We start from the raw sequence: 13,487 nt of genomic DNA, 5'->3' as shown, positions 1-13,487 counted from the left end.
TCATTGGTTGATCAGATAATAGGTTTGGATGAGCTCAGTCAATTGATTGAGCTCATTTTTAGTTGGCAGCATTGAAAGATAGAAGACTGGTAATTTGGGATCATCCAAAGGGACGTTCGAAATAATGAAGTCGTCATTTCGAGTAGTCATCCCTGCGAATTCAGCTGGTTCGACTGGGACTAATTCGATCCTAGAACCCAAATAATCACTTATTTCCTGTTGCAAGAAAACTTTCCATGCTGGTTCTCCTTGAAAGAAGAAGAAAGCTCGGGTCGTTACTGGTCGTGCCTGAAGCACAGCTTGTTGTACGAGGAGTGAAGCCATATTCAAGATATACTTAGGTTCATCGGTTACAATGGCAAATTTTGGATCTAAGATAAATTTCCGTAATCGTTCAAAAATTGCTTGATAGTTGTGTTGACGAATGTGCATCATTTCTTGATACTCTAATTGAAATTGTTCAGACAGTTTTGCGGATTCATTGAATTTTAAGACCAAAAGCAGCAAATTGTCCGCTAACTGGGTTTCAGAAAGTAGGGGAATCGCCAATTCTTGCCCAAGTTCTTGAACAAATCGCTGGACGGATTGTTTGATTTCCTGATAGGCATCTAGTGTGACAGCAATTTTGCTTGTCCACTGATTGTTGTAATTCCAACTTTCCAGAAAACAATAGAAACTAAAGAAACACTCCTCCTGATTCAAATAGACGCCTTCTTTTTGATAAACTTGCTGGAGCGACTGATGATATTGTAAAAAAAGCGGATCTAAAGGATCAAAAGCGAGTGCATTGACCCGACAATTGGCTTTGATTCGGATTGTATTGATGAAGAACCAGCAAGTGCCAAAAATTTCTTCAGAAAGAACGTCCAACTCTTGACGTTTCAGTGACTGTAAAAAGATAAGATAATGTGATTCATGAATAGCATAATCTTCAAAGAAATAATTATTGTGGGTAAAAGGCAGCAGCAGACGATGGAAGAAAACTCGAATGCTGATCTCACTACCTGACAGTTTGACTTGCTTGGCGTTCAACTGAATTCGAATATTGTATGGTTTAATGCCACGGTTGATTTTTGTAACATGACGTTTCAATGTTTCAAAAGAGATACCACTGTCATGCAAGAAAGATTGTGTTGAGATTCCTTTTGCAAAGAATAACTGTTTGATCAACATAGCGCCAATTGAAAGCGGCAAGAAGCTTTCCCATAATTGATTGGTTAGTTGGGAATCTTTTTTAAGTAAAGAAAAGCCATTACTTGTCGCTTCGATTTCCCATCCGTCAGGCAAATGCTCTCGAATATACTGAATATCTGTAAAGACAGTCCGCTCTGTAGTTTGAATCGAAGCAGCCAATGCCTTTGCCGTAATCGTTTTGTGATTGGATAACTCTTCGAGAAGCAGGATCTGCCGTAATAAATCTTTTTCTGTAATGATACTTTTCATCATTGTATCCATAGAAAGCTTCCTCTCCGATTCAGAATAAGCTGATTGGTAAAAAGTTTTCTTTTATTTTACCTCGCATTGATTCAGAATGCTATTTCTTTTTCGTATAAGAAAAGGAGGGGAGCAGGATTTTTGCTTGGATCCTTCAAGCACAGTAGTATTCCATAAGGTCTTGTGGCATCTTGAATTCTACTGTAGCTCATTTATTAACTATTCTTATTCCGAAAACGACAAGTTTTGGGGTTCCGTTGGGTAATACTGTTCACTATTAAATTCGGTTGTTTGAATATCATTGGGAACGATTTCTAAACAAAAATCATCAGCCCACAAAGTGCCTTTTCCCTGCAACAAAAACCCAAAATTTAAAACTTCAGCTTCCTGTGAGACATCTAAGACAGAAGAATAATAATTCCAATCATTTGTGCCTGTTACTGGACGATTCTGCATATTATCGAACGCTAATTGTTCAAAATTTTTGCCATCAATTCTCAACCAAATTCCTCCCCAACCTTCAATTGATTCTGATTTTAGGTATGCGCTTAATCGCACACGTTGATTAATGTAATTTTTTGCACTCACTTGTTGCATAACAGTTGCAAAATTCTCTGTGTATAAGCTCTCTGTTTGGCTCATTTTTACTGACTGATTTCCACTATGAAAATTCATTTGATCAATTGTCACTTCATATTTGTCAAAATTATTTCCAGAAAGCAACCAGCCATTTATTTTTGTCTCACACATTTTTTGATTCCCCCTAAAAAAGTTTTTAAATTGGATTCTATATTGTCGAGGAGGGAGTTGATAATAGGACTTAAAAACTCTGGAAAACGCCTCTTGTGAGGAAAAACCGCTGATCAGAGCAATTTCGATAATCTTCAATTCGCTCTTCAAAAGTAGTAGGGAAGCATGGGCCATACGTCTTTTTTGAAGATATTTATATACTCCCATGCCCAGTTGTTTTTTAAATACACGCTGAAAATGAAATTCTGACATGCCGGCTTTTTTTGCAATTTCTTTTGAGGAGAGATCGCCAGTCAAATTATTTTCAATGTAGAGTAATGCCAGTTGAATGTCTTTTGTATAATCCATAATCACCTCACTGCCTCCTTGTATGTAGAATACATCTTTTATTGGAAGGTTTTTTGATAATTAATGCTTTTTTACGATAGGTATGAAATCTAGTGTAACAACGATAAGTTTTATTGAAAAGTACGAATAGAGTACTTGTTAACGTTCATTTTCCTAGAGATGATTATAACCAATAAAAGAACTGAGTTCGAGACACAATCATTTCTTTTGAAAAAAAAGTGAATAGGAGTAAAATATAAGTGAAAAAAAGAACATTAGGAGGAAAAAATATGTGTACATCAATTACTTATTCAACGCGAGATCACTATTTTGGTAGAAACTTTGATTATGAGCTGTCTTATGAAGAAGTAGTCACGATTACTCCTAGGAACTATAAGCTGTCTTTTCGAAAAGTTGGTGAGTTATCACAGCATTATGCGATGATCGGGATTGCTGCTGGTATAGCGGATTATCCGCTGTATTATGATGCTACCAATGAAAAAGGTTTAAGCATGGCTGGGTTAAATTTTGCTGGTTTTGCAGATTACAAAGAACCGGTTGAGAATAAAGACAATGTCACACCATTTGAATTCATTCCCTGGATATTAGGGCAATGCAGCACAGTAGCTGAAGCAAAAGAATTGTTGAATAAAATCAATTTGGTTAATATCAATTTTAGCGAAAATCTTCCGCTGTCGCCTTTACACTGGTTATTAGCGGATAAAGAGTCTTCAATCGTTGTAGAAAGTATGAAAGACGGACTTCATATCTATGATAATCCTGTTGGTGTCCTAACGAACAATCCTTCTTTTGACTATCATTTGTTTAATTTAAATAACTATCGTTCTTTATCTAGTAAAACGCCAACCAATACCTTCTCAGATGCAATCGAATTGAATGAGTATAGTCGAGGAATGGGCGGAATTGGGTTGCCTGGGGATTTGTCCTCGATGTCTCGATTTGTGAAGGCTGCATTCACAAAACTGAATTCTGTATCTGGTGATTCAGAATCAGAAAGTATCAGCCAATTTTTCCATATTTTAGGGTCTGTCGAACAGCAAAAAGGATTATGTGATGTGGGAGACGGGAAATATGAATATACCATTTATTCTTCTTGCTGCAATGTCGACAAAGGGATTTATTACTATCGGACCTATGAAAATAGTCAAATCGTCGCCGTAGATATGCATAAAGAAGACCTAGACAGTGAAAAACTGATTAGTTATCCGTTAGTTGAACAACAGCAAATACACGTTGCTAATTAATCGGTAAATAACTTTCAGAGAACAACGGTAGCGTACGTATCGCTTGGATGACGTGATCGAAAGAGAAGTTGGTTTTTATTGCTAAGAAATACGACAGAAGATGATTGATGACTAGCAGCAATGACCAACGTCTTTAGATAATTGATTTATGAATCCGTGTGTTACAGTTTTTTCGTGATAACTCGGACATTCGTGAGATGAAAAAATAAAAGAACTTGCTAGTTTGATAAGATGCACTTTTTGGTTGAACAAAGAGTGCATCTTTGATTTATATTGGGCACAAAGCAAAACAAAAACCGCTAAGGCCAAGGGTCCTTAGCGGTAAAACAACGTTTTTTGAATACGGGTTCACCTAAGTAATTTCAATTAAGGAAGTTCATGAGTTTTATCCTTCTGGATAATTGATTCGTATATTCGTGCAATTCGTTGGGCTAGCAACCAAATCAAAGAAAATGGGGTTATTGGTTTCATTACTAATAATTCATTTATAGATGGAAATGCCATGGATGGAATGCGTAAATCTTTGATAGACGAATTTTCTGCTATTTATATTTTGAACCTAAAAGGAGCCATTAGAGGGAAAACTAAAGAACAATCAAAAATTGAAGGAGGAAATATTTTTGATATCATGACGGGAGTAACAATAGTTATTTTGGTTAAAGATACATCGAAAAAACAACAAGGAATTTTACATTATTTAGATATTGGTGATGGGTTAACAAAAAATGAGAAGTTATCAAAACTAGAAGTAAATCCGTACTTTTCACGTATTTTATCGATGATTTTATCCAGTTTAATCTGCTTTATCTGCTCCTCAGCATCAGCAAATAAATCAAGCTGAATACTTGATGTGTAAATTAACTTTGAATAGGTGATACCTACATGACGGACGACTTGACCAGTATAATATTTACGAAATAAAAAAAGGCAATGTTCAACTAGCTTCTTTGTGTTATCAGTAGGTGGGACCGTCATCTGTCGTGAGAACCCTTTTTGTGTTTCTCCAAAAGCAACACCAATGTAAATGGAAACACAAGAAGTTTGGCAGTGATGTCTACGAATACGTGCAGCAACCTGTTCAGCCATCTCTTTAACAACAATCTCGATTTCATCTTGGAGATAATAATTTCTGTTTAGTACTTGGCTATTACCATAACTCTTGTCTCTCGTCTGAGGAGCTGGCTCAGAGATTATTGTTCGATCAATTCCATTAGCGTGATGATATAACTGCTCACCAATAATTCCCATTCGACTTCGCAACAAATCAGGATTAGCCTTCGCAAGTTGCTCAATCGTTTCTATACCCATTCGCTCAAGTCGTTTTTGTGTGCGTGATCCAATGCCCCAAAATTCTGTGATAGGAGAGATGTTCCAAACCTTGCTTTCCACGTCTTGATAGGTCCATTCCGCAATAAGTGATTTATTATGCTTCGATTCGTTGTCTAATGCTAGTTTGGCCAAAAGAGGATTGTCTCCAATCCCAACCGTCACGTATAGCTTTGTCGTGTCATAGACATCACGTTGAATCATCTTAGCTAGTCGCCATCGTCTTTCGCTTCGAGACAAGCTTTTGTCTGGCACAAACAAGTTCAGCGATTTAGTTACGTCCATCATTGATTCATCAATAGAGTAGAGGAGTAGATCCTCATCGGCTACATATTTTCTAAATACATTGTTTACTTTCAGATTTTCTTTTATATATAAGTTCATGCGTGGAGGGACCTTGAATAGGAGCGGATGGTTCGGTAAATTATCAGCACGAGTAACGTTTGAGATTCCCAATTTCTTTTTTGCCAATGGAGAAGCAGCAAGAACCAGTCCGTTTCCTGTATTATCAGATTGGGACATGACAACCAACATGGTCTTCATTGGGTGAAATCCACGTTGAACACATTCAACTGAAGCATAAAATGATTTTACATCAATAAAAAGAATGTCACGTTTGGGCTCAAGTTCGTATCGAAAACTTCCCATAATAGCTCACTCCTTACGGAAAGTATACGAACTTACGTTCGTTTTGTAAAGCGAACAGAAAATAAAAAAAGCTCTCTACCAAATAAGGTAGGAGCAATTTTAATGATTTTATTCATATCAAACAACCTTAGTATAAGTTCTGCCACTCATCGATTATTTAGTTAAATCGAATGTAACATCAAAATCTTTATAATTATCCTCGTCATAATTTTCGGTGTCGTAGCTAGCAGACCATTTCAATCGAATATTAGAAACGTTGCTAACATCTTCTATTTTAGGTACTGAAAATGTCACAATTCCTTCTTTTGTTACACCGCTTAAGATTTCTCCACCAATACTATCACTTAAAAACATCTCAGCTTCGATTTGCTGACCTTCCACAACCATTGTTGCTTGGTCTGGATAAGTATCAAAATCCATGTCCGAATTGTTGGTAATTTCGAAATATACTTGAACAGCGTATTTATTTTCTAGACCTTGCATTTCAATCTCATCATCGGATAGTTCTACAATCACTACTTTATTGATGTTCGTGGTCAGGCCATTCCAATCTTCTGAAAAATTCGCTGAATATTCGGCACGGTCCACGGTGGCACTATTGCTTTCTACGGTGCTACTTTCAGTAGTATTTTCAGCAGAAGATTCAACAATTGATTCGGTTTGAGCAGTGGCAGAACCTTGAGTAACTGTTTTCTTATCTTCGGGACTTGAGCAAGCCGATAAGAATAATAAATTGATACCAATAAAAACACCCAATTAAACTTTTTTCATGTTCGTTATAAACTCCTCTTCTTTTTTCTTAATTGTATCAGAAAAAGAGGTAAAGAATCTATAACTTATTTGGCGCTTATATATATAATTCAACTTTCTAGTTAGCCTAATTTCAAAAAAACTAAATCAATTTGGCACACATTTGGCACAAGAACAAACAAAAACCGCCAAGAACAAGGGTTCTCGACGGTTAAATAACGTCACAGGAGGGATTCGAACCCCCGACCGTCCGCTTAGAAGGCGGATGCTCTATCCAGCTGAGCTACTATGACAAGTCAGCAACAAATAACATTATAGAAAAAGGAGCGCCTAATGTCAATCGCTTTTCGCTATTTTTGCCAACTTTCTTTAAAATGACTCGTTACTCGCTAGTTGTAGCCACGTCCACATGATCTGCTTCTTTCGTAATAAGGATAACGCCATCTCCTAAGGGAATTAAGCTAGAAGTCAGTTGGGGATGATCCATCACTGTATTGAGGAAAAGGTTTAGTTTACGGTGGATGGCCCGTTGTCCTCGTGGAATGTCTTCTATAGGATCTAAAATCGTTCCTGCCTGAAAGACGTCATCGACCATTAACACGCCGCCTTTACGTAAAAGTCGTAAGCATTCCGGTAAAAATTCGATGTATTTAGACTTTGCACTATCCATGAAAATAAAATCGTAAGGGCCATCAAGTGTCGGCAAAACGTCTGCTGCCTGTCCCTCTAAAAGAGTGACTTTATCCTCAAGGCCCAATTGTTTGTAAGTTTCTCTGGCTTTTTTGATCATGACATCATAGCGATCGATGGTAGTTACGTGACCATCACCTACATACTGTGCCATCAAACTTGAAGAAAAGCCGATTGCTGTACCGATTTCTAATATTTGCTTGGGCTTCATTTGTCCTAATAAAAATTGCAGGAACACCACTGTCTCATGCGGAATAATAGGAACTTCTTTTTCATGAGCTGCCTGTTCGATTTGACCTAATTTCCCAGTTAATTGCTTTTGTTTTTCCCGCATAAACGCCACTAGTTCTTTTTTTACTACTGGACGATGCATCATTTCGTTACGCATCCTGATCCTCCTAAATAATTTCTGTTACTTATTATACGGATAACTCTCTTTGAGTTCAATCCTTTCTACTTGGGAAAAGAACAGATCTTTTGCTCAGTAAGACAAAAAAACCAGTCGAATGACTGGTAGGGGAGAAAGGTTGAAAAATAATTTTTGGTATACAATGATACTAACAGAGCAATGTTTAAATTGTGTTAAGAGTCTGTGAAGATATAACCAGTATTCGCTGAAAAAAATCTGTTTTAAAGGAACGTATTTCAAAATAATTTCTTACTTCTAAGAGATATGAAGAGAGAAAAGGACACTTTTATTTCTTTTTCTCTAATATTATCTATCTAAATATTCAGAAAATTCAATTAAAAGCATTGACAGATGCAGTGTCTTTCGGTATCTTCTTATATAAGGTAACGAGAAGCAGAAAGTGACAGGTGAATAAAATGAATAGAAATAGGCCGATGAACACTAGCAACTTATTATTACCGTGAGGACTCTTTTTTGTATTTCATGATCTGATGACGTGAAACAGAAGAGTCCTATTTGCATTGCATAAAGGGAAGACCTTTATGGAGTGCTTTTTTTATACCCTAAAAGAACAAATGAGCCAGAGGAGGAATCAGTTTGAGACAGATCCAGTTTTTTGACACCACCCTTCGAGATGGAGAACAGACTCCAGGAGTGAATTTCAATACGAAAGAAAAGGTACAGCTTGCTTTACAGCTGGAAAAATGGGGAATTGATACAATTGAGGCAGGTTTTCCAATTGCTTCGGAAGGAGACTTTGCAGCGGTTCAAGCAATCGCAACTGCTGTAGCCACGATGACAGTGGCAGGTCTGGCACGCTGTCAAATTAAAGATATTGATCGCGCTTATGAGGCATTAAAGCAAGCAGTAAGTCCCCAGATCCATGTGTTTTTGGCAACCAGTGAAGTCCATCGCCGTTATAAATTAGCCATGACTAAAGAAGAAGTAATCCGAGCAATCAAAGAACATGTTACCTATGCTAGAACCTTATTTGACAAGGTTCAATTTTCTCCAGAAGATGCGACCCGCACAGAAAAAGATTTTCTGTTAGAAGCGGTTCAAACAGCGATCGATGCCGGGGCGACCATCATCAATATTCCAGATACCGTTGGCTATAGTAATCCCACTGCCTATGGCGAATTATTTGCCTATTTGATTGCCAATACCAAAAGCAAGGAACCGATTATGTTTTCCTCCCACTGTCACGATGATCTGGGAATGGCAACGGCGAATGCTCTGGCAGCTATTGAGAACGGAGCCACTCGTGTGGAAGGAACGATCAATGGCATTGGTGAACGGGCCGGAAACACGGCGTTGGAAGAGGTGGCATTAGCATTGCATGTGCGTCAAGATTTCTATGACTGCACAACGAATATCCAGTTAGGCGAAACCAAACGAACCAGTGACCTAGTCGCTCGACTATCAGGGATCGCTGTTCCTAAGAATAAAGCGATCGTTGGAGGAAACGCCTATGCACATGAATCGGGCATCCATCAAGACGGCGTCTTGAAGAATCCTGAGACATACGAGATCATTACGCCGCAATTAGTCGGTGTTCAAACAAATTCGCTACCGCTGGGAAAATTATCTGGTCGGCATGCGTTTATAGAAAAGATGAATCAATTAGGCTATCAGTTTGACTCTGAGGAAACAAATGCATTGTTCAAACGATTCAAAGAACTGGCAGACAAAAAGAAACAAGTAACGGAGCAGGATTTGCTGGCGTTAGCAGCGGATCAAGGTCGCACGCAAACAGAGGGCGTTGAATTAGAGGCTGTTCAGCTACAATATGTCTCCAATGGTCATCAAGGTGCCGTGGTATCGATCACAAAAGATCATCAATCTTATGTTGCCTCAGCAATTGGCGCTGGGAGCATTCAAGCAATCTATAATTCGATCGACCAGATTTTTGATCAGCAACCGCGACTGCTAAATTATGAAATCACGGCTCTTACGAGTGGAGAAGATGCGCAAGCAGAAGTTCATGTAGCTATCGAATGCGCAGAGACAAACCGACAAATCAGTGGGATCGGTGTTGATTTTGATGTGTTGCAAGCTTCTGCAAAAGCCTATGTACAAGCCAGCGCTGCTTTGAAGAATCGAGGCGAGAATAAATGAAGAAAATCGTCGTTCTTGCTGGTGATGGCATCGGACCGGAGATCATGACCAGTGCATTGCAAATTGTAAAGGCGTGTTTGCCAAGCAACCCGTATTTCTCTTTTGAGTCTTATGCATTTGGCGGACAAGCCATTGAGCAGTATGGCACACCACTGCCAAAAAAAACATTGCAAGCTTGTCAGCAAGCGGATGCCATTTTGCTCGGAGCCATTGGGGATCCCAAGTGGGAAAATGCAGCTTATACACCGGAAAAAGGTTTATTGGACTTGCGGCGCGCGCTTGATCTTTATGCCAACATTCGCCCCATCAAAGTAACGGATGCTTTTTTACCCTTTTCTCCTTTGAAAGAGCAGATCGTTAAAGGAACCGATCTGGTACTGGTAAGAGAATTGACGAGCGGCATTTATTTTGGAGAAAAAAAGCTATCGACAACAGAGGCTTCGGATCTGAATTATTACCATAGGGAAGAGATTCGCCGTATCTTACGAAAGGCGTTTCAGATCGCACGAACTAGACAACGGCGAGTAGTGTCCGTGGACAAGGCCAATGTTTTGGCAACAAGCAAATTATGGCGAAAGGTGGCGAATGAAGTAGCGCAAGAATTTCCCGATTGTCAGTTAACACATCAATATGTTGATTCTGCCGCTATGAAGATCTTGCAACAGCCAACTGTATTCGATGTGATTGTGACTGAAAATCTTTTTGGCGATATTCTCAGCGATGAGGCGTCAGTCCTACCAGGATCATTAGGTGTTTTGGCTAGTGCAAGTCATAGTCTTTCTGGGGTTTCACTGTATGAACCGATTCACGGTTCAGCACCGGATATTGCCGGCAAAGATATTGCTAATCCCATTTCAATGATTCTGTCTGTGGGGATGATGCTAACTTCTTTTGGGATGAAATCAATTGCTGATCAGATGGAGCAGGCGTGCTATCAAGTGATGGAAGATGGGGTCGTGACTTGTGATCTTGGAGGGAATACTACTACAACAGAATTTACGAATGCGGTAATCAAAAAATTAGGGGGCTACTGAATGGGGAAAACATTATTTGACAAACTCTGGGAACGTCATGTAGTGCTGGAAGAAGGTGAGGCACAGCTGTTATATATCGATCTGCATCTGATCCATGAAGTGACTTCTCCTCAAGCTTTTGAAGGACTGAGGCAAGCTGGCCGGCGTGTTCGTTGCCCTGAAAAGACCTTTGCAACGATGGACCACAATGTCCCGACTAAAGATATTTTTACGATCACGGATTTGGTTGCAAAGAAACAGATAGATACACTGCGCAACAACTGCCAAGCATTTGGGATACAGTTATGTGACAATGGCTCAGCCCGACAAGGAATCGTACACATGGTTGGCCCGGAAACCGGTCTGACACAACCGGGGAAGACGATCGTTTGTGGAGACTCACATACAGCCACACATGGCGCGTTTGGAGCTATCGCTTTTGGTATTGGCACAAGTGAGGTGGAGCATGTTTTTGCAACTCAAACGATTTGGCAAACGAAACCAAAACGTATGGGGATTGAGATCAAGGGAACTTTGCAACCAGGCGTCTACGCTAAAGATATCATTCTTGCCCTGATCGCCACTCACGGTACGGATTTTGGAGTAGGTCATGCCATTGAATTTTATGGAGAAACAATCCGGAATCTGTCAATGGAGGAGCGCATGACGATTTGTAATATGTCGATTGAAGGTGGGGCGAAGATAGGGCTGATTGCCCCTGATGAAACAACCTTTGCTTATGTCGCGGGTCGGGAATATGCACCCAAAGAGCTCGCTGACGCAATTGCAGACTGGCAAACGCTAAAAACCGACGAAGATGCTGTTTTTGATACCCAACTGACTCTTGATGCCTCTCAGCTGGAACCTTATATTACGTGGGGAACCAATCCTGAGATGGGAGTGCCTATCAGTGGAGTCTTTCCTGAAATTCGTGACCATAATGATGAACAAGCTTATCAATATATGGCATTGCACCCTGGACAGCGAGCCGAAGATATTCCAATTGAATATATTTTTATCGGTTCCTGCACAAATGGTCGACTCTCTGACTTGCAAGAAGCCGCAACTATTTTGGAAGGAAAAAAAATCAAAGATGGGGTCACAGGCATCGTGGTTCCAGGATCACGTCCAGTTAGAAAAGCGGCAGAAAAACTGGGGTTAGATCAGATCTTTAAAGATGCAGGTTTCGAATGGCGAGAGCCTGGTTGTTCCATGTGCCTAGGCATGAATCCAGATAAAGTACCAGCGGGCGTCCATTGTGCTTCTACATCAAATCGGAACTTCGTTGGACGTCAAGGTAAGAATGCCCGTACCCATTTATGCAGTCCAGCAATGGCTGCGGCTGCCGCTGTTTATGGACGCTTTGTAGATGTTCGAGAAATCGTCGGGAGGAAAAATTAATGGAAGCCTTCACTTACTATCAAGGGAAAACGATCCCATTAATGAATGATAATATTGATACGGATCAAATTTTACCGAAAAATTATTTAAAACGGGTTGAAAAGACAGGATTTGGTCAATACCTTTTTGATGACTGGCGCTATTTATCAAATCGCCGTTCAAATCCTGAATTTATTTTGAACTTTCCAGAATACAAAGAAGCATCTATCCTCATTTCTGGAGATAATTTTGGTTCTGGTTCTTCGCGTGAACATGCGGCTTGGGCGCTGATGGACTACGGCTTTCGTGCAGTGATTGCCGGCAGTTTTAGCGATATTTTTTATATGAATGCAACGAAAAACGGCTTGCTGCCTATCGTTTTATCGCTTTCTGCTCGTCAAGTATTGGCAGCATTGGCTCCTGATGAGAGGATCGCTATTGATCTTCCCAAACAGCACGTAACTGTCAAACAAACGGTCTATCCTTTTGAGATCGATGCAACATGGAAGCATAAACTGGTCAATGGATTAGATGAGATTGGCATCACGTTGCAAGAAGAAGAAAAAATCACTGCTTATGAAAAAACAATCCCTCATTATCGCCGCAACTAAAAGACAGAATTGCGAGATGCTAGTGCAAGCCATGCTCTCTGATGCGATTCAAGCCAGACCAATCTTGATGGATCCGTTCAGCCAATGTTCGATTATAAAAAATGGCAGCGGGATGATACATTGGAACAATCAGGTATTGTTTGTCAGACCACGTATAACCATTTTTTTCAGCATTCAACTGTTGGATCGCACTTCTGATTGGCTGCCCATGAACATTTGTAATGGAATAGCGATTGCCTAATAATCTTTGTAACCCGATGTTTCCAACCGTAGCAATCAAAGGCGGATCCACCTTTTGGATTTCGTAATCCAATAAAGGCGCATGCAACAAGACTTCTTTTTTTGTTGGCGTTCGATTGGGGTGCACTACTTCATGTGCGCCACTTCGTTTGTTGATTCGTTCTTTGATCGAATAGGGACGGCTCCGTACTGCACTCGTGATATATACCTCTTCACGTGTCAGTCCGACTAACGCCAAAGAGGCCATCAGTTCTTTGCCTGCTTGGCCACTGAAAGGAATAAAATTCTCGATTTCGGTCCGTCCAGGTGCTTCACCAACGATCATTAATTTGGGATGAAGCGGTCCTTGACCAGGAACAAAACCTTCAAGCTGATAGGCTTTTGATTGTTCAATGATTGGCTCAGCTAGTTTTTTTGGGTAGTTCATTTTAACACCTCATTTGTTTCTTTCTTCTATAGTAAAACAACTTACTTAAAAAAAATAGTAAAGCGGCATGACAAAAATAAATCATTATTTTTCATTGAC

General features: G+C 39.8%; 11 protein-coding genes and 1 tRNA gene. 5 read left to right on the top strand and 7 right to left on the bottom strand.

Annotated elements, in window-relative coordinates:
• Window positions 1–1,455: a helix-turn-helix domain-containing protein gene (locus DVW06_RS07565; protein WP_021149954.1), complete on the bottom strand. Its 1,455-nt coding sequence runs from the start codon at window positions 1,453–1,455 to the stop codon at window positions 1–3.
• A gap of 204 nt (window positions 1,456–1,659) precedes the next feature.
• Window positions 1,660–2,532: a helix-turn-helix domain-containing protein gene (locus DVW06_RS07560; protein ID WP_005471117.1), complete on the bottom strand. Its 873-nt coding sequence runs from the start codon at window positions 2,530–2,532 to the stop codon at window positions 1,660–1,662.
• Window positions 2,533–2,801: 269 nt separating this feature from the next.
• Here DVW06_RS07560 and bsh point away from each other — a divergent pair, with 269 nt between their 5' ends.
• Window positions 2,802–3,776 (top strand): choloylglycine hydrolase, encoded by a 975-nt coding sequence (gene bsh, locus DVW06_RS07555; protein WP_003126166.1) that lies wholly within the window; start codon window positions 2,802–2,804, stop codon window positions 3,774–3,776.
• Window positions 3,777–4,469: 693 nt separating this feature from the next.
• On the opposite strand, the gene DVW06_RS07545 is transcribed toward bsh, so the two are convergent.
• The 4 genes from DVW06_RS07545 to DVW06_RS07530 form a co-directional block, all read right to left on the bottom strand.
• Complete coding sequence (locus DVW06_RS07545; protein ID WP_005471119.1) at window positions 4,470–5,750, bottom strand: Y-family DNA polymerase; 1,281 nt, start codon at window positions 5,748–5,750, stop codon at window positions 4,470–4,472.
• 153 nt (window positions 5,751–5,903) lie between these two features.
• Complete coding sequence (locus DVW06_RS07540) at window positions 5,904–6,506, bottom strand: hypothetical protein (protein WP_005471120.1); 603 nt, start codon at window positions 6,504–6,506, stop codon at window positions 5,904–5,906.
• 213 nt (window positions 6,507–6,719) lie between these two features.
• Window positions 6,720–6,793, bottom strand: a tRNA-Arg gene (locus DVW06_RS07535).
• An 89-nt stretch (window positions 6,794–6,882) separates the two neighbouring features.
• Window positions 6,883–7,578, bottom strand: a complete 696-nt coding sequence (locus DVW06_RS07530; protein ID WP_003126170.1) for an O-methyltransferase — start codon at window positions 7,576–7,578, stop codon at window positions 6,883–6,885.
• Window positions 7,579–8,196: 618 nt separating this feature from the next.
• On the opposite strand from DVW06_RS07530, the gene DVW06_RS07525 reads away from it, so the two are divergent.
• The 4 genes from DVW06_RS07525 to leuD are packed head-to-tail and all read left to right on the top strand — an operon-like array spanning window position 8,197 to window position 12,721.
• Complete coding sequence (locus DVW06_RS07525) at window positions 8,197–9,717, top strand: 2-isopropylmalate synthase (protein ID WP_137264530.1); 1,521 nt, start codon at window positions 8,197–8,199, stop codon at window positions 9,715–9,717.
• Entirely contained in the window at window positions 9,714–10,751 is a 1,038-nt protein-coding gene (gene leuB / locus DVW06_RS07520; RefSeq protein WP_005471123.1) for a 3-isopropylmalate dehydrogenase, read from the top strand. Before DVW06_RS07525 ends, leuB begins: the two co-directional genes overlap by 4 nt.
• Window positions 10,752–12,131 (top strand): 3-isopropylmalate dehydratase large subunit, encoded by a 1,380-nt coding sequence (leuC, locus tag DVW06_RS07515; RefSeq protein WP_003126173.1) that lies wholly within the window; start codon window positions 10,752–10,754, stop codon window positions 12,129–12,131.
• On the top strand, window positions 12,131–12,721 hold the full coding sequence (leuD, locus tag DVW06_RS07510; protein ID WP_005471126.1) for a 3-isopropylmalate dehydratase small subunit: 591 nt from the start codon (window positions 12,131–12,133) through the stop codon (window positions 12,719–12,721). The genes leuC and leuD overlap by 1 nt, the downstream gene beginning before the upstream one ends.
• A gap of 19 nt (window positions 12,722–12,740) precedes the next feature.
• On the opposite strand, the gene DVW06_RS07505 is transcribed toward leuD, so the two are convergent.
• Window positions 12,741–13,388, bottom strand: coding sequence for a uracil-DNA glycosylase (locus tag DVW06_RS07505; RefSeq protein WP_003126176.1), 648 nt, complete (start codon window positions 13,386–13,388; stop codon window positions 12,741–12,743).
• Window positions 13,389–13,487: the final 99 nt, after the last annotated feature.

It is taken from the genome of Enterococcus sp. ARL09-542 (assembly GCF_005234805.1).
Lineage (GTDB): Bacteria > Bacillota > Bacilli > Lactobacillales > Enterococcaceae > Enterococcus_D > Enterococcus_D gallinarum.
This window is presented reverse-complemented; position numbering and strand designations above follow the sequence as displayed.